Below are 24,470 nucleotides of genomic sequence, written 5' to 3' on the forward strand. Positions count from 1 at the left end.
CGGGGCGCGGACGGCACAGAGACGACGTACTCGCACACACCGGATTACCGGATCCATTGGCCGGTATTGCTAATACTAGTCCCCCGCCACGACGCCGCTGAATTCCGGTTACAGGCGACGGCGCAAGGGCGCGGGGGCGTCAGGCGGCCTGTTCGCTGGAGGTGCCTTCGTTCTCCTGCAGCGACTGCCGGTGCACGGCAATGATCCGCTGCACCACCGTCACCAGGCTGGCCAGGGCCAGCAGGCAGAGCGTCACGAAGAGCACCACCGCGGGCAGCCCGAGCCCGGTGAACCCGGTGACCACCAGCACGGAGACAAGCCGCTCGGCCCGCTCGGCGATGCCGACGTTGGCGTGGAAGCCGAGGGCCTCGGCCTTGGCCCGGGCGTAGGAGACCACCATCCCGAGCACGAGGCAGAGGACGGCGGCAATCGCGATCGGGGTGTCCGCGCCGCCGGTGAAGAACCAGACGGCAACGCCGGCGAACAGCGCGCCGTCGGCGACGCGGTCCAGGGTGGAGTCCAGGAAGTTGCCCCAGCGCCCGCCGCTTTCCTGCATCCGGGCCATGATTCCGTCAATGACGTCGGAGAAGATGAACGCCGTGATGAACAGGGTCCCCCACCAGAGTTGTCCCAGCGGGTAGAACACGAGGGCGCCGACCACGACGCCGAGGGTGCCCACGATGGTGACGGCGTCCGGGGAGACCCCGATCTTCAGGAGCCAGCGGGCGAGCGGGGAAAACAGCGCGGTGAAAAATCCGCGCGCATGCCTATTCAGCATCTGGCTCCCCGGCGGAAGGCTCCTGGGCGCTGCCACTCTGCTGCGGCCAGGCATCGGCGACCTGCTGGCGGACCTCGCCGAGGGTCTGCGTGACGGCCTTGGTCTGGGCAATGATCGGGAAGAAGTTCCCGTCCCCGCCCCAGCGCGGCACCACGTGCTGGTGCAGGTGCCCGGCGATCCCGGCCCCGCCGGTGACTCCCTGGTTCATGCCCAGGTTGAACCCGGTGGGATTGGCCACCTTGCGCAGCACGCGCATGGCCGTCTGGGTCAGCTCGGCGAACTCCGCCGTTTCCTCCACCGTCAGGTCCGTGTAGTCAGGGATGTGCCGGTACGGGCAGACCAGCAGGTGCCCCGGGTTGTACGGGAACAGGTTCAGCACCACGTAGCTGGTCCGTCCCCGGTACACGATGAGCGACTCCTCATCCTCACGGTCCGGGGCGACGCAGAACGGGCAGTCGTCCTTGTCCTTGAACTGGTGCTGGCCGCCCTTGATGTACGCCATGCGGTGCGGAGTCCACAGGCGCTGGAAGGCGTCCGGAACCCCGGCCAGGCCAAAGTCGTCTGTTACGGCGTCGTCGCCCGGATAGCCCGGACCGGCCCCTGTGGTCTCCTGCATGCGCTCCCCCTAGCTGGTCCGGTTGCGGACGGCGTCGACGATCCGCTGGACAGCCTCGGCCACCGGCACGCCGTTGTCCTGGCTGCCGTCGCGGAAGCGGAAGGACACGGCGCCGGCGTCGGCGTCGTCTCCGCCGGCGATCAGCACGAACGGGATCTTATCCTTGCTGGCGGTTCGGATCTTCTTGGGGAAGCGGTCCGAGGAAATGTCCACCTCGGCGCGGATGCCGGCCGCCTTGAGCTGGTCGACGACGTCGAACATGTAGTCGTTGAACGCTTCGGCCACCGGGATGCCCACTACCTGCACGGGTGCCAGCCAGGCCGGGAAGGCGCCGGCGTAGTGCTCGGTGAGCACACCCATGAAGCGTTCGACCGAACCGAACAGGGCGCGGTGGATCATCACCGGGCGCTGGCGGGTGCCGTCCGCGGCCTGGAACTCCAGTTCGAAGCGCTCGGGCAGGTTGAAGTCCAGCTGGATCGTGGACATCTGCCAGGTGCGGCCGAGGGCGTCCTTAGCCTGCACGGAGATTTTGGGGCCGTAGAACGCGGCTCCGCCCGGATCCGGGATGAGTTCCAGGCCGGAGGCTTCGGCCACCTCGGCGAGGGTACGGGTGGCTTCGTCCCAGGTGGCGTCGTCACCGACGAACTTGTCCGGGTTCTTGGTGGAGAGCTCCAGGTAGAAGTCGTCGAGGCCGTAGTCCTTGAGCAGGCCCAGCACGAAGTTCAGCGTGGTGGTGAGCTCGTCCTTCATCTGCTCGCGTGTGCAGTAGATGTGGGCGTCGTCCTGGGTCATGCCGCGCACCCGGGTGAGGCCGTGCACGACGCCGGACTTCTCGTAGCGGTAGACGGAGCCGAATTCGAACAGCCGCAGGGGCAGTTCGCGGTAGGACCGTCCGCGGGACCGGAAGATCAGGTTGTGCATGGGGCAATTCATCGGCTTCAGGTAGTAGTCCTGGCCGGGCTTGCGCACGGTGCCGTCCTCGTTCAGTTCCGCGTCGATGTGCATCGCCGGGAACATGCCCTCCTTGTACCAGTCCAGGTGGCCCGAGACCTCGTAAAGGTGTCCCTTGGTGATGTGCGGGGTGTAGACGAAGTCGTAGCCGGCATCGACGTGGCGCTGGCGGGAGTAGTCCTCCATGGCCTTGCGGATGATGCCGCCCTTGGGGTGGAACACCGGCAGGCCCGAACCCAGCTCGTCCGGGAAGGAGAACAGGTCCAGCTCGGCGCCGAGCTTGCGGTGGTCGCGGCGCTCGGCCTCGGCGATGCGCTCCTGGTAGGCCTTGAGGGCGTCCTTGGTGGGCCAGGCGGTGCCGTAGATGCGCTGCAGCTGCTGGTTGTTCTGGTTGCCCAGCCAGTAGGCGGCCGAGGACCTGGTCAGGGCGAAGGCGTTGGAGATGAGCTTGGTGTTGGGCAGGTGGGGGCCGCGGCACAGGTCGCACCAGATGCTGTCCCCGCTCTTGCGGTCCACGTTGTCGTAGATGGTGATGTCCCCGGCGCCGACCTCGACGTTGACGCCTTCTCCGGCGTCGGCGGCGTCGTTCTTCCTGCCCAGCAGTTCGAGCTTGTAGGGCTCGTTCTTCATGGCTTCGCGGGCGTCCTCCTCGGACACCACGCGGCGGACGAACTTCTGGTTCTGGTTGATGATCTTGAGCATCATCTTTTCCAGGGTCTTCAGGTCTTCCGGGGTGAACGGCTCCTCGACGTCGAAGTCGAAGTAGAAACCGTCGGTGATGTACGGGCCGATGCCGAGCTTGGCGTCGGGGCGCAACTGCTGCACGGCCTGGGCCATGACGTGGGCGGTGGAGTGGCGCAGGACGTTGAGGCCGTCCGGGGAGTCGATGGTGACGGCCTCGACCGAGGCGTCTTCGGGCAACGGCTGATCCAGGTCCAACAGAGCGCCGTTGACACGGGCTACAACGACGTCGCGGCGCTCAAAAAAGAGTTCCGCGCCGGTGGTCCCGGTAGCCACCTTGGTCTCTTCGCCATCGACGAGAAGGGTGATCTGCTGGGCATCTGACACGGGTGTCTCCTATTCAAAGTTGAGGCTTCGTAGCTTGTGGCGTACGGGGACCACAGCCAGCCTCATCCATGCTATCGGTTTACGCGGGGGCCAACCAACGCCGGTGACGGCGCGGCGGCTGTCCCCGGGGGCCGGCGCAGGCCGGCTGTTCAGCCTCCCAGCCCGGTGATGGCGAGGTTCCGGGTGATCCCGTCCAGCGGGCCGGGCAGCTCCGGTTCCAGGTGGGCGGGGGCACCAGGCGCCGGTTCCGGGAACGGCAGCGTCCCGGTGCGGCTGAGATCCCACGCCATGCTGGCACTGATGCTGATCCCCCGGGGTCCGGTCCGCCGGGTGGTGCCCCTGATCAGCAGCAGCCGGGTGCCGAACAGCAGCGGTCCTGACAGTTCCTGGGCCTCATGGAAGAACACCGAATCCACGCAGCCGGTGCCGTCGTCGATGCTGATGAACACCACCCGGCGGCCGCCGCGCATCGGCGGAGTCTGGGTGGCGACCCGGACGCCGGCCACCAAAACCTCGGTGCCGTTGCGCAGCCCCAGCAGCTTGTCCGCGGTGGTGACACCCAGCCCGTCCAGCAGCGGACGGTGGCTGGCCATCAGGTGGTCGCTGACATCCACCGCCATCAGGTCCAGTTCCGCCCGGACCGTATCCACCAGGGTCGGCGCGGGCAGGAGGGGCTTCAGGTTGCTGAGCTCGACGTCGCCCAGCGGCAGGGACAGCTGCCCGTCGATCACCTCCACCCCTTTCCGGTGCGGGCGGCCCTGCAGGCTTTGGAGGTGCTGGACCAGGTCCGCCCGGTTGGCCGCATTCCCCGAGGCCCTGTGCAGTGAATCGAAGGCACCGAGCTGGGCAAGCCGCTGGATGCTCGGCTTGCTGAGCCGGGACCGGGCGCGCAGGTCCGCCAGCGAATCGTACGGCTGTCCTGCCACGATCCGTTTCAGCTCGGTTCCGGAGAGTCCGTAGATGCCGTTCAGGCTCAGCCGGATGCCCAGCTTGCCGCGGTCCGGCCCCGCAGCCACCCGCTCAACCCGGTACTCGGCCTGGCTGCGGTTGATGTCCAGGGGCAGGATCGGAATCCCCAGCCGCCGGGCCTCGGCCACCAGGAGCCGCTTGGGGTACATGCCGGGATCATGTTCCCACAGCCCGGCCAGGAATGCCTCCGGATGGTGGGTCTTGAGCCAGGCCGACTGGTAGGTGGGCACGGCAAAGGCGGCACCGTGGGCTTTGCAGAAACCGAAGCTGCCGAAGGCCTTCAGCGTCCCCCAGACCTTGTCCACCACCTCGGGACCGTACCCCCGGGTCCGGGCCTCCTTCCGGAAGAACTCCTCCACTTTGCCTTCCAGCACCTCGTTGCCGAGGGCGCGGCGGAATTCATCGGCCCGTGCCAGCCCGCAGGCAGTCATGACGTCGAAGGTTTTCAGGATCTGCTCATGGAACACCGTGACCCCGTGCGTCTCCTTGAGGACCGGTTTGAGGTCCGGGTGCGGATAGATCTCCGGCGCGAAGCCGTGTCGGTGCTCCAGGAAGGGCCGCACCATGTCCGATTTCATCGGCCCCGGCCGGAAGAGGGAGATGTCGATGATGAGGTCGTTGAACTCCCGGGGCGCCAGTTTGCCGATGAGTTCGCGCTGGCCCGGGGATTCGATCTGGAAACAGCCCAGGGTGTGGGTACTGCGGATCAGTTCGTAGGTGGGTTCGTCGTCGAGCGGTACGGCGTTGAGGTCGATGCGTCCGTCCGCGGAGATGTAGTCCGGTCCCGCGCCGTCCGGGCCGGCCGGGTGCGCCCCCGCGGCCACCACCTCGGCTTTCGAGGGGTGCAGCCGGATGACCTCACGGACGGCGAAGGCCATGGCGCTCTGCATCCGGACCCCGAGCACATCGAGTTTAAGCATGCCCATGGGGTCCATGTCGTGCTTGTCGAACTGGCTCATCGGCAGGCCCAGTCCGCTGGGCTGGACCGGGGTGCGGTCCAGCAGGGTGGCGTCGCCCAGGATGACCCCGCACGGGTGCATGGAGATGTGGCGCGGGAGCCGGTCCAGGCGCTCGGTGAGGTCCACCAGGAGGTCCAGCTGCTGGTTTCCGGTGAAGTCCCGCTCTTCCACCCGGCCTGCGAATTCCTTAAGCTCCGGCTTCTCCTGGAGGGCCTCGCGGAAGTTCCGGGCGGAGAAGCGCCAAAGCTGCTTGGCGATGTCCCCGATTTCGCCTTCCTCCATGCCCAGCGCCATGCCGGCGTCCCGGACGGCCCCGCGGGCGCGGTAGCCGTTCTGCATGCTCATGAGCGTGACCCGTTCCGAGCCGAAACGCTCGAAGATCTTCCGGTAGACGTTGTGCCGTTCGGCGCTTTCGACGTCGATGTCGATATCCGGCAAGGTGGCACGGTCCCGGGAGAGGAAGCGTTCGAAGATGAGGTCGTGCTCGAGGGGGTTCACCTGGCTGACGTCGATCAGGTAATTGACCAGGCTGGACGCGCCCGAGCCGCGGGCGGCGGCACGGACGCCCATGTCCAGGATCATCCGGGAGACTTCGGCGACGGTCAGGAAGTAGGCGGCGAAGCCCAGGGTGTCGATGATCCGCAGTTCGTGCCCCAGCCTGGCGCGCAGCTCCTCGGCGGGCTTGCCGCCGATTCCGGGGAAGCGGCGGCTGATGCCGGCCTCGCAACGCTGGCTGAGTTCGACGAGGGGATCCCCGGCGATTCCGATCACGGAGGCTTCCGGCACCACCGGCTGCTTCCAGCCCATGTCCGTGACCGGGTCCATCCGGCAACGGTCCGCGAGCGCCTCGGTCTGGGCCATCAGCCGTTTCAGGTCGGCGGTCCCGTATCCGGCGGCGTGCATGATCTCTTTGCCCAGCTGCAGCATCTGCCCGGCTGATTTGAGCCACCCTTGCCCGTTGGGCTGGAGCAGCGGGGCGGCGGACAGTTCCGGCAGAGATTTCAGCGTCCGTGCGGAGTCCAGCACATCGGCGGTGGCCGCACCGTCCTCCGCGACGTACCGGACGGCGTTGCTCAGCACGGCCGGGACGCCGTGTTCCGCGGCGAGCTTGAGCATACGTACCGCGTGGGCGGTGCTGAGCGGCTCCCCGGGCGGGCTGAGCTGGGTGACCACTTCCGCGGCCAGGGTCCCCGGCGGCATGGCCTCCAGCCAGCGCTTGAACATGGTCCGGGGGCGCAGGTAGCGCCGCCCGCCCATGGCGCGCCCGACGTCGGAGTCCGGTCCGAGCAGCACGGTGAGGACGGGTTGCAGGGTCTCCGGATGCAGGGTCCGGGAGGCAAGCTCCGCCCGGGTCACCGCCACGGGCACCGCTCCCCCGGCCTTGCCGGTGGTGCGGGCATGGGCGTCGGAGATCAGCCGGCACAGGGCCCGGTAGCCGGCGCCGTTGTTGTGTCCGTGGGCCAGGACCACCACGCGTCCGCCCACCTGGGTGCGGAGGTCGCCGTCGTCGTCAAAGACCGCAAGGTCAACCCCGACCACGGGATCAAGTCCGGCAGCCATGCAGGCCTTCAGGTGCTTGACCGTCCCGTACAGTCCGTCGCGGTCAGTGCAGGCGAGCGCGGTGGCACCGTCGGCCGCGGCCGCGGCGGCCAGCTCATCCGGCCAGGAGACCCCGTAGTGGGCGCTGAAGGCGGTGGAGACGTGGAGATGGGTGAAGCTCATGCTGATTCGGGCTTCCGGAATGGAAGCAGGGCATCATGGATTTTCAGCAGCCGCCAGCGCCCGCTGCCGACGTGCCTGGTCAGGTCCAGGGTGAGGGACTCCCCGGGGTTGTCCGCCTGTGAACCGGCCGGGCGCACCTGGACCCGCCAGATCTCGTGGTCCACCAGCCCGGGGCCGCTTCCCAGAGGTGCGCGCTGCTCCTCCGCCCACCATTGGCGCCGCTCATACCAGCGGACCGGGTCGGCGCAGACTGTGAAGTTCCGGCCGGCCCAGTTAAGCGTCAAGGGGACACCGGAGGGTGTGCAGACGACGTCAACTGACTCGCTGAACATGCCCACAGTGCCTCCCCGCAAAGAATCATTCGAATATATATTCGAATGATTCCAGTCTACGCCCGGCCCGGGACAAAACCTAGATCAGGGGTGGACGCACGATGACACAGGTAGCAGGATTGAGCCATGAGCTCCCACATCGCACTCCTGAGGCAAGTAAAGATCGCCGCCAAGAATTCAACCTTGGTGGCGACCTTCGATATAGACGGAAATATCCCGGGGCAAGGCGCCTACGTGGTGGGTCTGCTGGCAGCAGGGCCGGATTATTCCCATCAGCGCAGACTGGGCATTGAGTTCATGAACGGCGAGGCCGTTTCCTTCTACTACTTCAACCATGACGGCACGGAAGAGAACTTCGATCTCAAAGGCGTGGAACACTCCGGGAACACCATCACCGGAAACTTCCCGATCGCAACCGTGCTTGGCCTCCCCAAGGGCCACCTCATGACGGCGTTCAGCGATTGTGACGGCCGGGACTACCAGGCCAACGTGCCTGTCGAAGAGTCCCTCTAAGCCGCTGCTACGAGGTGGACTTGTAGACTTCCAGCTCGAGCGTGATGAACGCATCGATCATCGCCCGGTAGGTCTTCTCGACGAGTTCGACGTCTATGTCCTTCTGCTCCGCGGTGGCGCGGACGTGTTCGATAACCCGCTCCACGCGTCCGGGCGCACGCACCTCGGCACTGTCCGCCTTCAGCGTCCCGGCGATCCGGATCAGACGTTCGCGGCGCCCGATCAAGGCCACGATCTGCTCGTCCACTTCGTCGACAGCCACCCGCACGGCGGCGAGCTGTTCCCGGTCGGCCCGGGCGGTCTTGTCGTCTGCGTGATTTGTGGACATGTCCATGACAGTATCGAACGATGCAGCCACGAGTCGACTTAATTTCGCTGGGTGTCCGCAGTGTCGACGCCGCACGCAGCTTCTACGTTGATGGCCTGGGATGGCCGGTCCACCGGGAAGTCCCCGGCGAGGTGCTCTTCATCCAGGCCAACCACGGCCTCATCCTCTCGCTCTGGGACGCGGGCCAAATGCAGGCCGAAGCCGCCACCGATGCCCCTGCCGGCATTCCGTGCATCACGCTGAGCCACAATCTGGCCGGCGCCGCGGAAGTCGACTCGGTGATGGCCGCAGCCGAGACCGCCGGGGCGCGCATCGTCGCGGCACCGAAGACCCAGCCCTGGGGCGGCTACACCGGCTACTTCGCCGATCCCGACGGCTACCGCTGGGAGGTCGCCTTCAACCCCGGCTGGGCGGTCGACGGCGGCGGAAAAGTGACGCTGTAACCGCCTCGGCGTGAAACACGGCCTGAGGTCATACGAGGCGGAAAAGCTGGGAACCCGGGACTGACAATCCAGGCTCCGGATCGTCCGGCCGATATGGCGGCCCGCTAGAACAGGCTGCCCACCGGCTGGATGAGTTCCGGCGAATCGTTCTTCACGTTCCCGACGGCGGTGCCGACGGCGTCGATCGTCCAGCCCTCCGCGACGTCGTGCGCCCCGGCCCGGACCAGGTCCACGAGGCCGGCCGCGTCATCGGCCTGCGGGTCCAGCCAGGTCTGCATGGTCCCGCGGTCCATCGGCAGCGGAACCCTGTCATGCAGCGCGGTCAGTTCAGCCAGCATTCCCCCGGCGTAGCCCTCCGGCGGCGAGTCGGTGGTCATGATCGACGTCGAGAGCATCCAGCGCTCCGGGTCGCCCTCCGCCTTGGACGGATCCTTCCACCATTCGTAGAGTCCGGCGAAGACAATGGGACGTCCGTCCTTCGGATGCACGTAGTAGGGCTGCTTGCTGCGGCCCTCGCCCTTCCACTCGTAGTAGCCGTCCGCCGGGACAGCGCAGCGCCGGGAGCGGGTGGCTTTCCGGAAGGCCGGCTTCTCCAGCACCGTCTCGCTGCGGGCATTGATCATCTTCGACCCTATGCCCGGATCCTTGGCCCAGGACGGCACCAGGCCCCAGCGGGCAACGTGCAGTTGGCGGACCGGTTCGCCGTCCACCAGGCGTTCGAGCAGGATCGGCACATCCGCCGTCGGGGCGACGTTCCACGACGGCGGGATCGCGACCTCCTCCTCCAGCCCGGCGTCGAACTCGGCCAGCAGGTCTCCGACGGCCCGGGCCATCACGTAGCGTCCACACATGGCACCAGCATGCCACCGCACCCAATCCCTGTCATCCGCGGGGACCCCGGGCCGAGCCCGCCGGAAACGTGCGAGGTCGCCGGAATTTTCCGGCGACCTCGCAGCTTTCCGGCGAATTCGCGTCCGACGGCGTAGCGTGCGCCGCCGGTCAGTCCGCCCGGCGTGGGCCATCATCCGGCCGGCCGCATCCCCTTAGACTCCGGGCATGGCAAAGACAGCAACCGTGGTCCTGATGTGTGGAGTTCCGGGGTCGGGCAAGACCAGCTATGCGAAGATTCTCGAACGCGACGGGTTCGTCCGCCTCTCCGTTGACGAGGAAATGTGGCGCCTGGACCAGGAGCTCGCGGCACGCTTTGGTAGCCCGGAGTACTTCGACTTCACCGTGGCGGTGGAAAGGCAGTTACGGACCTGGCTCGTGGAGCTGATGTGTGAAGGCCGGGACGTCGTCGTGGATCTGTCATTCTGGTCCCGGCAGCGGCGCGAGGAGTACAAAGCGCTCATCACCGCCCACGGCGCCGCCTGGCAGCTTGTGTATCTTGACGTGCCCCGGGACGAGCTGCTCCGGCGTCTCGAACTGCGCCGGCTGGACCCGGGACCGAACTCGGCGCCGGTCGGACCGGCCTACCTGGACAAGTTCCTCGCCGGCTTTGAGGCCCCTGCCGATGAGGGCGAGACCGTCATCCGCCCGTAGCGTGCGCCGCACTCCGCGGGAATAGCACGCTGCGGGTTACGGTTATTGGGAGTGACGTACGACTTTTGTCGGCACCGGCGCTCTCAACCAGCACCGCCAACCAGCTTTGAGGAGAACTTCGTGGATTTCACCCCCGAATCCGGCACCATCACCATGTTTTCAACCACGTGGTGCGGTTACTGCAACCGCCTGAAGAAGCAGCTGGACGCTCAGGGCATCGGTTACACCGAGATCAACATCGAAGAAGTCGAAGGCACCGCAGACCTGGTAGAAAAGCTCAACGGCGGCAACCGCACCGTCCCCACCGTGCTGTTCCCGGACGGCACCGCGGCCACGAACCCGTCGGCGGCACAGGTCAAGAGCCGGCTCGCCGCCTAGACCCACCCGTTTAGACCCACCCGCCTAGACCCACCACGTTCACGCACGACTTCAACCACGACGGCGCGGCCCCCTAGGGGCCGCGCCTTACCGCGTGTTGCGACGCGCAAAAGGGAGATTCTTATGGTCCACAAAGTCAAAGGCGCTGTAGCCCGCTCCAAGGGAACACCCGTCACGGTGGAAACCATCCTGGTCCCCGATCCCGGACCGGGCGAGGCTCTGGTGGATATCCTCACCAGCGGCGTCTGCCACACCGATCTGCACTACAAGCTCGGGGCGATCAGCGACGACTTCCCCTTCCTGCTCGGCCACGAGGCCACCGGCGTCGTCAGCGCCGTGGGACCGGACGTCACCTCCGTTGCCCCCGGCGACCGCGTGGTCCTGAACTGGCGCGCCGTGTGCGGCGAATGCCGGGCCTGCCGCCGCAGCCAGCCGCAGTACTGCTTCAACACCCACAACGCCACCCAGAAGATGACCCTCGAGGACGGCACCGAGCTCACCGCCGCGCTGGGCATCGGCGCCTTCGCCGAGAAGACCCTCGTGGCCGCCGGCCAGTGCACCAAGGTTGATCCCGAGGCCGATCCGGCCGCCATCGGCCTGCTGGGCTGCGGCGTCATGGCCGGCCTGGGCGCCGCCATCAACACCGGAAACGTCAAGCTCGGCGATTCCGTGGCCGTCATCGGCTGCGGCGGAGTGGGCATGTCTGCAGTCGCCGGCGCCGCGCTCGCCGGTGCCACCACCATCATCGCCGTGGACATTGACGCCAAGAAGCTCGCGCGCGCCACGGACTTCGGCGCCACGCACACCGTGGACTCCTCCGCCGTCGATCCGGTCGAGGCGATCCGCGAACTCACCGGCGGTTTCGGCGCCGACGTCGTGATTGACGCCGTCGGGCGCCCCGAGACCTACAAGCAGGCGTTCTATGCCCGCGACCTCGCCGGCACCGTGGTGCTGGTGGGTGTCCCCAGCCCGGAGATGACCCTCGAGCTGCCGCTGCTGGACGTCTTCGGCCGGGGCGGCTCGCTGAAGTCCTCCTGGTACGGCGACTGCCTGCCCTCGCGCGACTTCCCGATGCTCATCAGCCTCTACCGGCAGGGCAAGCTGGACCTCGATGCGTTCGTCAGCGAGCGGATCACGATCGACCAGATCGAGGAAGCCTTCGACAAGATGCACGCCGGCTCGGTGCTGCGCTCGGTGGTTGAACTGTGAGCGCCGAATCTGAGGGGAACGCCGGAACTGAAGGCGGAGCGGGAGCCGGCGTCCGGATCGACCAGCTGGTCACCTCGGGCACGTTCTCGCTCGACGGCGGCACGTGGGATGTCGATAACAACGTCTGGATCATCGGCAACGACGAGGAATGCGTGATCATCGACCCGGCACACGATCCGGCCGCGGTCGCCGCCGCCGTCGCGGGCCGGACGGTGAAGGCCATCCTGCTGACCCACGGGCACGATGACCACATCGGCGCCGTCGGCGAGGTCCGCGGGCGCGTCGGCGCCCCGGTCTACCTGAGCCGCGAGGACTGGATGCTCTGGGAGCGCGTGTTCCCGGGCACCGAACCGGACCACGCAATCGCGGACGGGGACACGTTCGAGGTCGCCGGCGCACGGCTGCTGGCCCTGCACACGCCGGGCCACTCGCCCGGCTCCGTGTGCTTCTATGTCGAAAGCGAAGGCACCGTGTTCAGCGGCGACACGCTGTTCCAGGGCGGCCCGGGCGCGACCGGCCGGTCCTTCAGCGACTTCCCGACCATCATCGAGTCCATCCGGACGCGCCTGCTGACGCTCCCAGCGGGGACGGTGGTCCGGACCGGGCACGGGGATCCGACGACGGTCGGCGCGGAAGCGCCGCAGCTTGCGGAATGGATCGCCCGGGGGCACTAGCTCCCCCGGCACCCTGCGCGGTCAGCCGCGCAGGGTGCCGAAGTCCGCGTAGTCCAACTGCGCGTAGCTGGCGTAGGTTTCAACCACGGCCGCCTCGATGGCGTCCACGTCCAGGTGCGGGACGAGGTCGTTGACCGCGCCCGCCGTGGCCGGATCCCAGTCCAGGCCGAGCGCCGAGTAGCTGGCTTCCAGCACCGCCCGGATCGGGGCCGAATTCTCCACCACGATCACCGAGCTGAACAGCCAGCCGCCGGCAACAACACGCTGGGCGGTGCCGATCAGTTTGACCTGGTGCTGCGGGAATTCCGGATCCTGGCCGTGCACGCTGAACTCTCCGGGGCAGTATTCACCCGGAATTTCGCCGACGGCGGCGTCGACTCCGGCGGTGCGAAGCGCCTGCGCCAGCAGTTCGCCGAAGAAGGAGAACCGCCCCTTGGCGCCGGCGATCGCGTCCCGGTGCGGTTCAAGGTGGTCGATCACGAGGGTTCCCTCGTGGTAGGCCGCGGCACGTCCTCCGGCCTTGCGGACCAGCGGCTCGAAGCCCAGTTCGCGGCACGCCCGGGCGGCGGAGTCGAAGCCCGGAAGGTGCGTGTCGCGCTGCCCGAACGCCACGGTGGGCACGGGCCGGTAAAGCCGCAGCATTGGCCCGACGGCACCGGTTTTGACCCTTTGCAGCAGCTCGATGGCGAAGTCCAGGTCCGCGGCTGCTCCGAGCGACTCCTCCTGCCGGACGATCGTCAGCGTCCGTGGTCCCACCGCGGCCTCCGTCATGTTGTTATGCTCCCTTATGGTCATCTTGCAGTTCCTCGTCGTTGCCGCCGCGTTTGCCGTGATCGATTCCGTCTGGCTCAAGACGATGAGCAAGTTCTACCGCCGGAATCTGGGCCACCTCATGGCGGACAAGCCCCATCTAGGGTATGCCGTCGTCTTCTACGTCCTGTACATCAACGGGATCGTCTTCTTCGCGCTCCAGCCGGCGCTCGACGGCGGCAGTTGGCTTACCGCGCTGGGCTACGGTGCCGCGCTGGGAACCTTCGCATATGCCACCTATGACCTCACCAACGCGGCGACCCTGAAGAACTGGCCGCTTGCCATCGTCGTGGTGGACATTGTGTGGGGCGCATTCCTGACCGGAGTGGCCACGGTGGTCGGCTGGCTGGTCTTCCACTAGGGAAGCCGGCCGTCAGGACTTCCGCAGCGTCAGGATCTGTTCCGCGCGGCCGAACGGTCCCTTGAGGTCATGCAGCACCGTCGAGGTCAGGCCGATCCCGTCCGTGCCGAAGGAGACTTCATTGTCCAGCCCCAGCCAGTCCCCTTCGGGGCGCCGGTACATGTGGATCTGGAGGTCCAGGTTGGGGAAGGCGTAGCTGCCCTTGCCCGGCGGGACGCGCGCGGCAATCCCGTTCGCGGTATCCACAAGGCCCACCAGCCTGGCCAGGTCGCTGCTGTCCTTCTTGTCGGTGAGCGGGTGCTCGGTGTGCAGCCAGACCGTTCCCGAACCGGCGCGGTGCCCTTCGGCGATCCTCATCTGCAGCGACGCAATGTAGCCGCCCGGCCAGATGCTGGCGGCGTCATACGGTTCGCACGCGTCGGGCGCCGGGATTCCCGGATCCTCGAACGCGGCGACGGCGGTCGTGTCGGACATGATCATCCGCCAGGCGGTCGCACGGATGGCGACGCGGCCCTCCGCCACCAGCTCGGCCTGCACCAGCTCGATGGTCCGGCCCGGGCGGAGCGTGGTGGTGGCGACCTCGAACTCGCCGCCGGGGATCAGCCCCAGGATCTCGTAGCTGAGGCGGGCCATCCGCATGTCGTCCCGCGGTTCGTGCCGGGCCAGGCAGTCTGCCATGATCCCGGACGCCGGTGCCATGTGCTGCTCGTGTTCGTTCCAGGCCCCCTGGGCGTGGATGGTGGAGCGGAAGCGGCCGCCGCCCAATGCCTCGTAGTAGAAATCGCCCTCGGCAAGCACCGGTAGTTCAGCAGTCAACGTCTGCCCTTTCGCGTGGCTGGTAATCCCAGAACACACTATCGCTTCCGGGCCACTGGCCGGCCACGACGCAGCCCGCCCGCACCGGCGCCGGTCCGGGGCGCAGCGTCCGGCGGCTCCTCCGCCACGGATCCGACCACGGATTCAGCGGCGGATTCCGCCGCGCAGACCACGGACAGTTCGTACACCTCGGACGATTCCGCCATCAACATCTCCAAAGACGCCGGGAACATCGTCGTCGCACTCCGGGGTCCAGCTAACCTTCGGCACGGCGGCCGCCGCCGGAACCACAATCCTGCTGGCGGATTCCAGCGGGAAAGTGGTGGCAACGTTCGTGACGGCCAAGCGGACGGCATCCCTCGTGTACTCGTCCGCCGCGATCACCGCCGGCCAGACGTACACCATCTACACCGGCGGCACGGCCCAGGTAGCCTCGGGGCTGGGCGAGGGAACGCTGGACGGTGGACAGCAGCAGGGAACCGTGACCGCCGGCGAGTACACGGGAGCGCGGGGCCCCGGCGGGCGGCCCCTAGGCACCGGCGGCCGTTGCCGCGCACCGGGCGGGTATCCGGCGGCCGTTGCCGCCCGATACCCGCTCTCCGGCCGGACCCGCGCTGCGGCTATTCCCACCCGATGCGCTCTGACTGGGTAGACTCGGGTCAGGTTTCCAACGACTATCCACCGAAGAGGTGCTCCCCTGATTCGAGTCATCAGCTACAACCTCCGCAAGCACAAAGCCAGCGGTGAGCTGGTAGATCTGGCCCGCGATTTCGAGATTGATGCTTTATGCCTCCAGGAGTGCGACACCAACGATCTGCCGGAGACCATCGGTGATCTGCATCTGGCCGACTCCACCAAGGGCAACCGGCTGGGCCTGGCGATCTACTACAAGATGGACCGGTTCACGGCCTTTGAGACCAAGACGTTCGCGCTGAAGAAGTCCATGCACGACCACGTCCTGTCGCCCGCGCACGAGCGGCTTATCGGGACCCGGGTGGTCGACCGGGAGACGGACCACGATCTCGTCATCGCGTCCTTCCATGCAGCCCCCCTGACCGCCTCCAACTCGCTGCGGCGCAACCAGATCCACGCAGCGCACGCGGAGCTGCTGAGCATGGGCGGCGGTTTGATGTCGCTGATGGTGGGCGATTTCAACTACCCGTTCTTCACTAAGTCCCTCACCGCCCGGATGAAGGACGCCGGTTACGACCTCACCCTCAGCGACCGGCGGACGTACACCCGCTACAAGGTCTTCAAGGGGCACTTCGACTTCGCCACTTCGCAGGGACTTGAGATCGAAAGCGTGGAAACCCTTCCGCGGGGCGCCTCGGACCACCTGCCCATCCTGATTTCGGCAGAATACGGTCAGGATGCGCCGGAGGCTGAGGCTCCGGAGGGCAGCGCGCCGGCCTGACCCGCGGTCACGCCGGCCCCGCTCCGGATCAGGCCTTGCGCTGGGATACGGCGCCGGCAAGGGCGGACAGTCCCTTTTCGAAGTCGGTGCCGACCATTTTGTCCATGTTCATGAACAGGGCGAAGATTTTGCCGACGCCTTTGTTTTCACCGGTCATTGTCCAGGTGACCTTCGTCCGCTGCCGGACGGTCCAAACGTGAACGACGTCGGGTTGACGGCCTTGAACGGCTTGGTGAATTCGAGCCGAATCTTGATGCCGCCCGGCTCCGTGGATTCGACAATCTCCATGGTGCCGGAGCCCGCCTTGCGGTTGCCGCTCCAGGCGTACTTGGCACCGACGCCGGATTCGCTGCCGGAGTAGCTGCGTTCCATGGCGGGATCCACGGACTCCCAGGGGGACCATTTGGTCCACGCATGGAAGCTGTTCACAAGCGGGAAGATGTCTGCGGCCGGGGCCGGGATAACTGCATTTCGGGTGACTTCATATGTTGACATGGGGCAATCCTGGGGGCTGATCAACCTCTGACTGCATTGTTTTGGTGATGAGCCCGTCCAGGACCTTCATGAGACCCGTGGGCTTCAGGTCAAGGATGGGCCTGCCCCGGGGACCGGTGAGGGTCTGCCCGTAGACGGCGCCCGTTTCACACGGGACGCCGCTCCTGAGCGCGATGCTCTGGACGCTCCGGCGCCAGGACGGGTTGTTCAGCCCGTCCGCCAGGAAGGCATAGACCGCTGAGCCATTCAGTTCCTCTCGTGGTGGGGTGCAGGGGGTCTGCCATCAGACTACATTTCGGCGAGCTCGAAGATCTCCAGGGTGAACTTTCCGTTGCCGTCCGTAAGGAACGGGTGTCCGTCGGCGAGGGTCCTGGCGGCCTGGAGATCCTCGGCTTCAACGATTGAATAGCCGTTCAGGTCCGAGGCCTCCGCCTCCGAGCCGTTGTCGACGACGGCAGTGCGGGCCGGGGCGAACGGCGCGCCCATGTCGAGGAGGGCAAGGCCGGTCCTTTCCATCCAGGCGCCCCAGCCGTCCAGCGTCTTGGCTGCCGTCGTCATTGTTGCCGCGGCGTCGGCCCTGGACCTGAAGGCGTTCCTGCGGCTGCTCCGGATGAGCCGCACCGAGGCTGCCTTGCTGGTCGCCACGTTCCTCGGAGTCGCATTCGCGGGCGTGCTCGAAGGCATCCTGGTGGCAACCGGGCTGTCGCTGATCGCCTTTGTCCGCCGTGCCTGGGACCCTATCGCACGGAGCTGGGCAGCGTCCGGGATGTGCCCGGTTACCACGACCTGAGCCGGCACCCGGAAGGCCAGCGCATCCCCGGCCTCGTCATCGCGCGCTTCGACGCACCGCTCTTTTTCGCGAACGGAGCCGTCTTCGCCAGCACATCCGGACGTTGGTGGCTGGCGCCCCCGGATCGGCCCGGTGGGTGATCGTGGCTTCGGAGGCCATCACCGACTTGGACACCACAGTGCCTGACGAACTCATCGCGCTCGATGACGAACTGGACAGGCGCGGCATCAGCCTCGTTTTCGCCGAGATGAAGGGTCCGGTCAAGGACCGCCTGCTCCGCTTCGGGGTCAGCAGCCGGTTCGGTCCGGACCACTTTTTCCCAACGGTGAACAGCGCTGTCCGGAGCCATAGGAAACGCTACGGCCTGGAGTAGCCTGAACCGTCCTCAGCCAATGCCAGTGATGCTGCCCGCCGGTTCTTCGGTGAGATCGACGACGTCGGATGCCGCGTTCTTCTTGACGGATTCAACCCCGCCCAGGGCGCTGGCCTTCGACTTGTAGCTTGGCGAGGATGCGATCACCTCGCCGTTGGAAGCTTTGAGCCGGAAGCGGAATCCGCCGGACTTGTCCTTGTAGACCTCAAATTTTCCAGCGATTTCGCACTCCTGGACTAAATGTCGGTGTAGCTGGCCGGGCGGCCGGCATGCACAGATTGGCGCCGGCAGCGGGGGCCCGCCAGAGTCTTGTGGCACTCTCCGCGGCCTCTCATCCCAGCAGCGGTACCGCCTCGATCCTGCCGTCCGGGCCCACCGTCACTAGCAACCGCCTCGCGGGCAGTCCTTCGAGGATCGCCGCGAGCCGGACAGCGATCTGCTGGTCCTCGTTGGGGCCAAGGAGCCCGGCATCGGCCCGCCGCCAGACAGTGACGCTCGCCCCCGTGGTCTCTTCGATGATCCGGCGCAGCGGCGCCGGCTCGGTGCCCGTAACCAGGATGACGTGGCCGATCGTGTGTTTCCGGGCGGCGCCGGCAGCGGTCAGGGCCGCGCGGCCGTGACGCCACACCGCGAAGTGGTATCCGGCCGCCAGCCCGGTGGCCACGAGGAGACCGAGCGGGGCACGGATGCGGTCCAGCAGGCTGCCGCCCGTGACGTCGTCGAGGACGTTCTCGAACACCCTGAACCCGATCACCAGGAGCGTGCTGACGGCAACCACGGCGCTGAGGCCGAAGACCGCTACGAGGTAGACGCGCCGGGCGTTCAGTCCAGTGCCTGCAGACCCCGCGCGGTCAGCCACCACGGCTTGCCCACGGCCGCGGCGGCTCCCCGCAGGGCTGCATCGAACAGGGCGGACAGGGCGCCGACGGCGCCGCTGACGCCGCTGACGCCGTTCACCAGCCCGATGACGGAGCCGAGTACGGTCGGGACGTCGGCCAGCTCCGTGGGCCGCTTCCGGGCATGCCGCCACATCCAGCGGTGCCAGAGCCACACGGCCGCCCAGACCAGCCCGGTGGCCAGGGACTGCCGCCACTGCAGCGACCGCCCGCGGAGCAGTGTCGAGACCGTGCTGAGCAGGTTGCTGCTGGCGACGATGAGCGCCAACGTGGAGGGCGATCACGCCCAGGATGGCGAAGAGGGTACGGTCCGGGGTTCGCGCCTGCGTTTCGGCTGTTGCCTCGTCCGGTGGGCGGTCGCTCGCTCTGGGCTCATGGCGCAAGTATGGATGAGCGGGACCAGCCAGTCACGATGTCTTTAGGCCTCATTCCGCACTACGCTCGACGAATGGGAATCATGCGGAAACTGATCGGCGTCGCGGTCCTGGTCCTGGCGGGGCTGCTGGCAGCCGGGCCGGCCGCCCTCGCCGTCCGGCCGGTAGACGTCGTCGTGGAGGACCGTGCGGGCGTACTTGACCGCAACACCCTCCTGCCGGCGGTGCAGTCCATCGATTTCTATCAACCCACGAAGGTGGCCGTTTACACCTACAACGGAACGGCCGCGGACAACCTCAACGAGGAAGTCCTCCGCTTTGCCCGCGCCGAACACCCCGAGTGGATCAGCAGCGACGGGCAGAAGTGGGCCGACGGGCTGTTCATCTTCGCGCTGGACCCGGTGGGCCGGCACGTCGGGACCTACATGGGCGAGGACCGTAAGGTCTCGCTGGATCACCGCGAGGACATCCAGAACGCGTCCAAGGAACTGCTCCGTGATGCACAGTGGACCGACGGCACGATTGCCGGCATCCAGCGCGGCGCCGAGCTGATCAACCAGCCGTGGTACCGGTCCACGGCCTTCCTGGTCACCGCCTGGGCCACGGTGACGGCGGCTGTGGCCGGCGCTGCCACCTGGCTGATCGTGCGGTGGCGGACCCGGGTGAGCAGCCGGCAGGAACTGGCCCGCGGCGACGCCAGCTACGCGAACGTGAGCGTGGACCTGCAGGTCACTGAACTCAACGCCAGCACCATTCCGGAGTCTTCGCGCTACGGCAGCACCCTGCTGGAGAAACATCGCAGCTTCATGGCGAAGTACAACACCGCCACCGGGCTCTCCAACCAGGTACATGCGCTCACTGCCCGGGCACTGAGCCTGCGGCCGAACCTCAGGCTGGTCCGAAGCTTCGCCGACGCGGCGGCCGAACTCGACGCCCTGGACGACGTCATCTCGGACACCAATGCCCTGCTCAACCGCGGATCGTCCTGGGCGCCGGCCTGGGACCGGCAGCTGGCCCCCTTCCGCAACGACCTCGCCGGCCTCGAACAGATGCTGAGCAAGCGCCACGCCGGGAGCGACTCCGCGACGGCAGCCGCCCTGCGGTCCTTCCGCGATCAAAGCCACCGGGAGCTGGAACGCTGGACTTCCGAACTCGCCGATGGCACCATCACGCCGGAGACGGCCCTTGACCGCCTGCGCGACGCCCGCACCCACCTGTCCGAACTGCTGAGGAACCACGCCGACACCGTTATCGAAGGCTTCGCCAGGAATGAAAAGGAAGCCGAGCTCATGCGCACAGACATGGAGAGCGCCCAGGCCGGCTCCAAAGCCAAGTACGGCCGCAGCTACGAACCCAGCATCCTGGGGACGATCTACCCGTCCTATTACTTCTTCTCTGTCCCCACCTTCAACTCCGGCTTCAGCACAGGCGTCAGCAGTGTCAGCGGCTCACGCAGCGGCGGCGGCAGCAGCACCGGTTACGGCAGCAGCGGAGGGAGTTTTTCCGGCTCCGGCAGCTCTTCAAGTTTCTGACGCCCCGGCGCCGCGGGCCGGGCGTCAGCCGGGCGTCAGCCGGGCTTCAGCCGTTCCGCCTGCTTTCGACGACGAAGTCACCGCCGGGAAAGAGGATTGTTTCGTGGCCGTCGTCGAACCTGACATGGTACGGCGGGGCCCCGTCGGCACCCCGGACTTCGAGGATCTCCCCGTGCCGGTCCGCGGACTCCACGGTGTGGCCCCGGATGATGATGCGGTCCCCTTGGGTTGCTTTCATTGCATTCACCTCCCTCATCCAGCCTACGAGTGTCCGTCCCGCCGCGGAACGGTCATTGGATGCCGACGGTTCGCGAATCGGCCGTCAAAACAGTCCTGCAGCGGTGGCCTGTGTCAGCTCGTGGATGACGCGGGTGCGGGCCGCCGCGTCCGAGCCGTCCTTGCCGAGGGTGTACACCACGAAGGCGTACGCCTTGTCGCCATGGACCAGGATGCTTGCGTCATGCAGGTTGCCGAACAGCAGCCCGTACTTGTGGAAGACAGTGATGCCCGCCGGCACCGCCGCAGGGATGAGCGTTTCGAAGTTGGTGTTCTGCATGTAGGAGAGCAGCTGCGCGGTGTGCTCCGCGTTGAGCAGCTGGCCCGAGTAAAGCAGGGACAGGGTCTTGGCTGTCTCGGCCGGGGACAGGTGGTTCAGCGTGCGGTCGTAGGTAATGCCCAACGACGCCGCGTAGGCCGTCAGACCCTTCTGCCCCACTGCCCCTAGGATCAGTGCCCAGGACTGGTTGTTGCTCTGCTGGATCATCTGCCGGATCTGGGCACCGGACGTGGAGCTCCCCATCCGGGCCGTCAAGGAAGCCCGGCCCGTTTCCACGAGGTTGTAGTAGCCGGCCGCGGCAAGGACTTTGGCCGTGCTGGCGGCCACGAACTTGGTTTTGTCCCCGTATTCATGGGCAACGCCATCCTTGACGTCGATGATCGCAACTCCCACCTGGTACCGGCTGTTGGCGGCGATGATGGTGTTGATCTGGGCGTCGAAGGCGGGGGTGAAGGGCGTCGCAGCTGCAATGGGAGTCGCGGTGACGGCCGGGGTCGACGGGGCAGCCGTGGTGGCTGCGGCCGAGGCGGACGTTGGGCTGGCCGTGCCCGACATGGTCGGGGTTGCCGAAATTGACGAGTCGGGACGCGCGGCCGGCTCAGCCTTGTCCGACTGGACGGAGGCGTAGACCGCAGTAGCAGAAATCAGCGCCAGCGCCGCTGCGCCGGCTGTCAGCAGTCGCGGCCGGAGCCTCCGCAAGCGACCGGGGGCATCTTTATCTGCGCCCTGCCCGTGCCGGCCGGAAGGGTTGTTCTGGCGCGGGTCGTTCGTTTCCACGGTGTCTCATTCCCGGCTGCAAAAATGTCGGACTTCGGGATGGAACAGGATCCCGGCTCTCGCCACGGGCATGTTCGCAGGCATGCGTTCCCTCCGAAAGCAAAAACCACATTGAACTTTAGATTCCCTGAATTGTTCTCCAGCCAGGGCCGAAGCGCAAGCTGTGACTCTTCGATCATCCTCCCACAGCCCGTACGCTGGGTCCGTAGAGAGGGAGGAGTCCGGAATGCGAAAAATCATCCTGATGATGCAGGTTTCCTTGGACTGGTACATGGAGGGGCCGGGCCGGGACATCAGCTGGCACATGGTCGACGAGGAACTGCACCAGCATTTCAATGACGAGCTACGCACGATGGGTGGGTTCCTGGATGGCCGGGTCTCCTACGAGCTGATGGCCGATTTCTGGCCGACAGCGGACAGCGACCCCGCAAACAGCGGCCCGCTGAGCGAATTCGCCCGCATCTGGCGCGAAATGCCGAAGGTCGTGTACTCGACCACGCTGCAATCGGCCGGCTGGAACACCACGGTGGCGCGCACCGTCGACGTCGACGAAGTGATGGCCCTCAAGGCGCAGCCCGGCGGTGACCTGGCGCTCGGCGGCGCGGACCTGGCCGCGTCCTTCCGCGGGCTCGGCCTGATCGATGAGTACAGGATCTACGTGCATCCGGTCCTGATCGGCCGCGGCAAACCCCTGTTCCAGCCCACCGACGCCACGGCCCAGCTGCGCCTCGCCGAAACCCGGTCCTTCGGCAACGGAGTGGTGCTGCTGCGCTACGAGGCGTAAGCGGGCACTCCCGGAAGGCGTCCAGCGTTGAGCTCGCATCCCCGCCTGGCCCGCAGGCTTAACACTGTTGATGCGGTGGCCATCGGCCTCGGGTCGATGATCGGCGCCGGGGTGTTCGCCGCCTTCACTCCCGCCGCCCAGGCGGCCGGGTCCGGACTCTTGATCGGACTGCTGCTCGCCGCCGTCGTCGCGTACTGCAATGCGACGGCGTCAGCCCAGCTGGCGGCCGAATACCCGATGCCCGGCGGGACCTATGTCTACGGGCGGGAGCGGCTCGGCGAGTGGCCGGCGGTCATCGCTCTCAGCATCCTCCCGGTCCTCGGCGCCGAGGGCATCGCCCGCACCCCGGCGCCACTTGCCGCCGCCGTGGCCGCCGGTTCCTGGGACTGGGCTTCGCCGGTCGTGCGGGCCGGCACGGCACTGGCGTCGTTGGGCGCGTTGCTTGCCCTGATAGCGGGCTGCCGTCCATCCCCGCTTCCACGTCCCGCACCGCGCCGAACCGGTCCTGGCCGCGGTCATCTGCGTGATTGTCGGCTTCGCCGATCTGCGCGGTGCGATCGGCTTTTCGTCCTTCGGCGTCCTCATCTATTACCTCGTGGCGAACGTGTCCGCATACACCCAGACCGGTCAAAACCGCCGCTACCCGGGGGCCCTGCAGCTCACCGGCGCCGCGGCGTGTGTGGTCCAGGTGGCCACGCTGCCGCCGGAGTCCGTGATCGCCGGGATGCTGATGTTCGCGGTCGGCATCGTGTACCGCGTCCTGCGTCTGGCAACGGCTTGGGCAAGGCAACGCGGTATAGCTGACCGTCGTCCTGCGATGATGAGCCGGTGACTATCGCAAAAACCATCGTGTTGTTCGTATTGGCCGCCGCGGCGGAGATCGGCGGCGCCTGGCTGGTGTGGCAGTCGGTGCGTGAAGGCAAGGACTGGTGGTGGGCCGGGCTCGGCGTGCTGGCACTCGGAATCTACGGTTTCGCGGCGACGCTCCAGCCTGACGCGCACTTCGGCCGGATCCTTGCCGCATACGGAGGCGTGTTCGTCGCGGGATCCCTGGCCTGGGGAATGGTTTTCGATGGCTTCCGGCCCGACCGCTGGGACATCGCGGGGGCGGTGATCTGCCTGGTCGGTGTGGCGGTCATCATGTTCGCCCCGCGCAACGCAGGTTAAGCATGGCGCCGGGCACAGTGGAGCCGGGCATATAAGAGGCCGGTGATCCGATGCCCCCAAGGCAACTGATCACCGGCCTCTTTCGCCGCTGAGCGGGTTAGACTCCGGCGCGGACGAAGGTCACGCCGCCGGTGGCGGTCAGCCATGACAGCGGGTGGGCCATCGTGGCGTTGACACCGTTCATGCCGCCGCTGACGGCCTGTCCGTTGCCCGCGTAGATGGCAACGTGGCCGGACTGGACGATGATGTCGCCAGGCTCCGGAGTGGAAACAACCTTGCCGTACTTCAGGAACGCCGCCGGGCCGATGTCGCCGACCGGGATACCGGCTGCGCCGAGGGCCTTCTCCACCATGGCGGTGCAGTCCTGGGTGATGCCGACCTGGCCGTAAGCGGCGGCCAGCAGCGTGGCGTTGATTCCGCCGGCTGCGGGGGCAGCTGCCGGTGCGGGGGCAGCAGCCTGGACCTGGACCGTGGGCTTCGCCGCGGCAGGGGCGGCAGCCGGAGCTGCCGCGACCGGCTTGGGCTGCTCGACGACGGGCGCCGGAGTGGACACGACGGCCGGACGCTCAAAGGTGATCTGAACGGAGGAATCCGCGCTGACCGGTGCGGAGACCTGGTCCTTGACATCGACGGACGACGCCGGGGCGGAGTCGCGCTCGACCGGTGCTTCGGCTGCGTTGGCGGCCATGGCGCTGCTGAGAACCAGGCCCGATGCTGCGGCGATTACCGCAGCCTGGCGGCCGATGGTGCCGGCCTTGCCTGCAAAGGCGGAGGAAATTGCCGTACGCCGACCGGCGGGGGTGGTGCCACGATGGCGCGCGAAAGTATTGCTTGAAGACATGA

General features: G+C 67.1%; 33 protein-coding genes and 1 pseudogene. 15 read left to right on the forward strand and 19 right to left on the reverse strand.

The window, feature by feature from the left end; genetic code table 11:
• Positions 1-139: 139 nt before the first annotated feature.
• The 5 genes from pgsA to ABIB51_RS17660 form a co-directional block, all read right to left on the reverse strand.
• Positions 140-778 (reverse strand): phosphatidylinositol phosphate synthase, encoded by a 639-nt coding sequence (pgsA, locus tag ABIB51_RS17640; protein ID WP_354190330.1) that lies wholly within the window; start codon positions 776-778, stop codon positions 140-142.
• Positions 768-1,394, reverse strand: coding sequence for an HIT family protein (locus ABIB51_RS17645; protein ID WP_354190332.1), 627 nt, complete (start codon positions 1,392-1,394; stop codon positions 768-770). Before ABIB51_RS17645 ends, pgsA begins: the two co-directional genes overlap by 11 nt.
• A gap of 9 nt (positions 1,395-1,403) precedes the next feature.
• Positions 1,404-3,413 carry a threonine--tRNA ligase gene (thrS, locus tag ABIB51_RS17650; protein WP_354190334.1) on the reverse strand — a complete coding sequence of 670 codons (2,010 nt, stop codon included), beginning with the start codon at positions 3,411-3,413 and terminating at the stop codon, positions 1,404-1,406.
• 149 nt (positions 3,414-3,562) lie between these two features.
• Positions 3,563-7,063, reverse strand: coding sequence for a DNA polymerase III subunit alpha (locus ABIB51_RS17655; protein ID WP_354190336.1), 3,501 nt, complete (start codon positions 7,061-7,063; stop codon positions 3,563-3,565).
• Entirely contained in the window at positions 7,060-7,401 is a 342-nt protein-coding gene (locus ABIB51_RS17660; protein ID WP_354190338.1) for a DUF6504 family protein, read from the reverse strand. Before ABIB51_RS17660 ends, ABIB51_RS17655 begins: the two co-directional genes overlap by 4 nt.
• 120 nt (positions 7,402-7,521) lie before the next feature.
• On the opposite strand from ABIB51_RS17660, the gene ABIB51_RS17665 reads away from it, so the two are divergent.
• Positions 7,522-7,908 (forward strand): hypothetical protein, encoded by a 387-nt coding sequence (locus tag ABIB51_RS17665; RefSeq protein ID WP_354190340.1) that lies wholly within the window; start codon positions 7,522-7,524, stop codon positions 7,906-7,908.
• A gap of 7 nt (positions 7,909-7,915) precedes the next feature.
• On the opposite strand, the gene ABIB51_RS17670 is transcribed toward ABIB51_RS17665, so the two are convergent.
• Positions 7,916-8,242 carry a chorismate mutase gene (locus tag ABIB51_RS17670; protein WP_354190342.1) on the reverse strand — a complete coding sequence of 109 codons (327 nt, stop codon included), beginning with the start codon at positions 8,240-8,242 and terminating at the stop codon, positions 7,916-7,918.
• A 14-nt stretch (positions 8,243-8,256) separates the two neighbouring features.
• Here ABIB51_RS17670 and ABIB51_RS17675 point away from each other — a divergent pair, with 14 nt between their 5' ends.
• The gene (locus ABIB51_RS17675; RefSeq protein WP_354190344.1) at positions 8,257-8,679 is read left to right on the forward strand and encodes a VOC family protein; all 423 of its coding nucleotides are present in this window, start codon (positions 8,257-8,259) and stop codon (positions 8,677-8,679) included.
• A 104-nt stretch (positions 8,680-8,783) separates the two neighbouring features.
• On the opposite strand, the gene ABIB51_RS17680 is transcribed toward ABIB51_RS17675, so the two are convergent.
• A complete protein-coding gene (locus ABIB51_RS17680) occupies positions 8,784-9,530 on the reverse strand; it encodes an SOS response-associated peptidase (RefSeq protein ID WP_354190346.1) in 747 nt (248 codons plus the stop codon).
• Between the two features lie 205 nt (positions 9,531-9,735).
• On the opposite strand from ABIB51_RS17680, the gene ABIB51_RS17685 reads away from it, so the two are divergent.
• From ABIB51_RS17685 to ABIB51_RS17700, 4 genes are all read left to right on the forward strand, one after another.
• On the forward strand, positions 9,736-10,221 hold the full coding sequence (locus ABIB51_RS17685; protein ID WP_354190348.1) for a P-loop nucleotide/nucleoside kinase family protein: 486 nt from the start codon (positions 9,736-9,738) through the stop codon (positions 10,219-10,221).
• A 120-nt stretch (positions 10,222-10,341) separates the two neighbouring features.
• Entirely contained in the window at positions 10,342-10,599 is a 258-nt protein-coding gene (locus ABIB51_RS17690; protein ID WP_354190350.1) for a mycoredoxin, read from the forward strand.
• A 123-nt stretch (positions 10,600-10,722) separates the two neighbouring features.
• Entirely contained in the window at positions 10,723-11,808 is a 1,086-nt protein-coding gene (locus ABIB51_RS17695) for an S-(hydroxymethyl)mycothiol dehydrogenase (protein WP_354190352.1), read from the forward strand.
• Entirely contained in the window at positions 11,805-12,482 is a 678-nt protein-coding gene (locus tag ABIB51_RS17700) for an MBL fold metallo-hydrolase (RefSeq protein ID WP_502916167.1), read from the forward strand. Before ABIB51_RS17695 ends, ABIB51_RS17700 begins: the two co-directional genes overlap by 4 nt.
• Positions 12,483-12,503: 21 nt before the next feature.
• Here the strand turns inward: ABIB51_RS17700 and ABIB51_RS17705 are convergent, their stop codons facing one another.
• A complete protein-coding gene (locus tag ABIB51_RS17705; protein ID WP_354190417.1) occupies positions 12,504-13,253 on the reverse strand; it encodes a lipoate--protein ligase family protein in 750 nt (249 codons plus the stop codon).
• Between the two features lie 16 nt (positions 13,254-13,269).
• On the opposite strand from ABIB51_RS17705, the gene ABIB51_RS17710 reads away from it, so the two are divergent.
• Positions 13,270-13,653, forward strand: a complete 384-nt coding sequence (locus ABIB51_RS17710) for a DUF2177 family protein (protein WP_354190354.1) — start codon at positions 13,270-13,272, stop codon at positions 13,651-13,653.
• A 12-nt stretch (positions 13,654-13,665) separates the two neighbouring features.
• Here the strand turns inward: ABIB51_RS17710 and ABIB51_RS17715 are convergent, their stop codons facing one another.
• Together ABIB51_RS17715 and ABIB51_RS17720 are read right to left on the reverse strand one after the other, a co-directional pair.
• Positions 13,666-14,469, reverse strand: a complete 804-nt coding sequence (locus ABIB51_RS17715) for a thioesterase family protein (RefSeq protein WP_354190356.1) — start codon at positions 14,467-14,469, stop codon at positions 13,666-13,668.
• 38 nt (positions 14,470-14,507) lie between these two features.
• Positions 14,508-14,675 (reverse strand): hypothetical protein, encoded by a 168-nt coding sequence (locus ABIB51_RS17720; RefSeq protein WP_354190358.1) that lies wholly within the window; start codon positions 14,673-14,675, stop codon positions 14,508-14,510.
• Between the two features lie 113 nt (positions 14,676-14,788).
• Between ABIB51_RS17720 and ABIB51_RS17725 the strand changes: the two genes are divergently transcribed.
• Positions 14,789-15,121, forward strand: a complete 333-nt coding sequence (locus ABIB51_RS17725) for a hypothetical protein (RefSeq protein ID WP_354190360.1) — start codon at positions 14,789-14,791, stop codon at positions 15,119-15,121.
• 48 nt (positions 15,122-15,169) lie between these two features.
• Complete coding sequence (locus ABIB51_RS17730) at positions 15,170-15,883, forward strand: endonuclease/exonuclease/phosphatase family protein (RefSeq protein WP_354190419.1); 714 nt, start codon at positions 15,170-15,172, stop codon at positions 15,881-15,883.
• 28 nt (positions 15,884-15,911) lie between these two features.
• On the opposite strand, the gene ABIB51_RS17735 is transcribed toward ABIB51_RS17730, so the two are convergent.
• From ABIB51_RS17735 to ABIB51_RS17745, 3 genes are all read right to left on the reverse strand, one after another.
• Positions 15,912-16,040, reverse strand: coding sequence for an SRPBCC family protein (locus ABIB51_RS17735; protein WP_354190362.1), 129 nt, complete (start codon positions 16,038-16,040; stop codon positions 15,912-15,914).
• The gene (locus ABIB51_RS17740) at positions 16,037-16,378 is read right to left on the reverse strand and encodes an SRPBCC family protein (protein ID WP_354190364.1); all 342 of its coding nucleotides are present in this window, start codon (positions 16,376-16,378) and stop codon (positions 16,037-16,039) included. The genes ABIB51_RS17735 and ABIB51_RS17740 overlap by 4 nt, the downstream gene beginning before the upstream one ends.
• Positions 16,379-16,666: 288 nt before the next feature.
• A complete protein-coding gene (locus ABIB51_RS17745; protein ID WP_354190366.1) occupies positions 16,667-16,936 on the reverse strand; it encodes a YciI family protein in 270 nt (89 codons plus the stop codon).
• Between ABIB51_RS17745 and ABIB51_RS17750 the strand changes: the two genes are divergently transcribed.
• Positions 16,920-17,168 (forward strand): hypothetical protein, encoded by a 249-nt coding sequence (locus ABIB51_RS17750; protein WP_354190368.1) that lies wholly within the window; start codon positions 16,920-16,922, stop codon positions 17,166-17,168. The genes ABIB51_RS17745 and ABIB51_RS17750 overlap by 17 nt on opposite strands.
• A gap of 106 nt (positions 17,169-17,274) precedes the next feature.
• Positions 17,275-17,541, forward strand: a complete 267-nt coding sequence (locus ABIB51_RS17755) for an STAS domain-containing protein (protein WP_354190370.1) — start codon at positions 17,275-17,277, stop codon at positions 17,539-17,541.
• A 12-nt stretch (positions 17,542-17,553) separates the two neighbouring features.
• On the opposite strand, the gene ABIB51_RS17760 is transcribed toward ABIB51_RS17755, so the two are convergent.
• From ABIB51_RS17760 to ABIB51_RS17770, 3 genes are read right to left on the reverse strand one after another with little or no spacing between them, the layout of a single operon-like run.
• Positions 17,554-17,859 carry a YegP family protein gene (locus ABIB51_RS17760; RefSeq protein WP_354190372.1) on the reverse strand — a complete coding sequence of 102 codons (306 nt, stop codon included), beginning with the start codon at positions 17,857-17,859 and terminating at the stop codon, positions 17,554-17,556.
• Positions 17,860-17,872: 13 nt separating this feature from the next.
• Positions 17,873-18,400: a hypothetical protein gene (locus tag ABIB51_RS17765; protein ID WP_354190374.1), complete on the reverse strand. Its 528-nt coding sequence runs from the start codon at positions 18,398-18,400 to the stop codon at positions 17,873-17,875.
• The gene (locus tag ABIB51_RS17770; protein ID WP_354190375.1) at positions 18,364-18,705 is read right to left on the reverse strand and encodes a hypothetical protein; all 342 of its coding nucleotides are present in this window, start codon (positions 18,703-18,705) and stop codon (positions 18,364-18,366) included. The genes ABIB51_RS17765 and ABIB51_RS17770 overlap by 37 nt, the downstream gene beginning before the upstream one ends.
• A gap of 180 nt (positions 18,706-18,885) precedes the next feature.
• Here ABIB51_RS17770 and ABIB51_RS17775 point away from each other — a divergent pair, with 180 nt between their 5' ends.
• Positions 18,886-20,343 (forward strand): DUF5129 domain-containing protein, encoded by a 1,458-nt coding sequence (locus ABIB51_RS17775; RefSeq protein ID WP_354190377.1) that lies wholly within the window; start codon positions 18,886-18,888, stop codon positions 20,341-20,343.
• Positions 20,344-20,389: 46 nt separating this feature from the next.
• Here the strand turns inward: ABIB51_RS17775 and ABIB51_RS17780 are convergent, their stop codons facing one another.
• On the reverse strand, positions 20,390-20,581 hold the full coding sequence (locus ABIB51_RS17780; RefSeq protein ID WP_354190379.1) for a DUF1918 domain-containing protein: 192 nt from the start codon (positions 20,579-20,581) through the stop codon (positions 20,390-20,392).
• A gap of 84 nt (positions 20,582-20,665) precedes the next feature.
• The gene (locus tag ABIB51_RS17785) at positions 20,666-21,676 is read right to left on the reverse strand and encodes a serine hydrolase (RefSeq protein WP_354190381.1); all 1,011 of its coding nucleotides are present in this window, start codon (positions 21,674-21,676) and stop codon (positions 20,666-20,668) included.
• Positions 21,677-21,902: 226 nt separating this feature from the next.
• Here ABIB51_RS17785 and ABIB51_RS17790 point away from each other — a divergent pair, with 226 nt between their 5' ends.
• The 3 genes and pseudogenes from ABIB51_RS17790 to ABIB51_RS17800 all read left to right on the forward strand — a co-directional run bounded on the left by ABIB51_RS17790 (position 21,903) and on the right by ABIB51_RS17800 (position 23,627).
• The gene (locus ABIB51_RS17790; protein WP_354190383.1) at positions 21,903-22,460 is read left to right on the forward strand and encodes a dihydrofolate reductase family protein; all 558 of its coding nucleotides are present in this window, start codon (positions 21,903-21,905) and stop codon (positions 22,458-22,460) included.
• Positions 22,461-22,487: 27 nt separating this feature from the next.
• Positions 22,488-23,292, forward strand: a pseudogene (locus ABIB51_RS17795) (amino acid permease).
• Entirely contained in the window at positions 23,289-23,627 is a 339-nt protein-coding gene (locus ABIB51_RS17800) for a YnfA family protein (RefSeq protein WP_354190385.1), read from the forward strand. The pseudogene ABIB51_RS17795 and the gene ABIB51_RS17800 overlap by 4 nt, the downstream one beginning before the upstream one ends.
• Before the next feature lie 97 nt (positions 23,628-23,724).
• Here ABIB51_RS17800 and ABIB51_RS17805 read toward each other — a convergent pair whose 3' ends face one another.
• The gene (locus ABIB51_RS17805; RefSeq protein WP_354190387.1) at positions 23,725-24,468 is read right to left on the reverse strand and encodes a hypothetical protein; all 744 of its coding nucleotides are present in this window, start codon (positions 24,466-24,468) and stop codon (positions 23,725-23,727) included.
• Positions 24,469-24,470: the final 2 nt, after the last annotated feature.

The sequence above is a fragment of the Arthrobacter sp. UYCu712 genome, assembly GCF_040547005.1.
GTDB lineage: Bacteria > Actinomycetota > Actinomycetes > Actinomycetales > Micrococcaceae > Arthrobacter.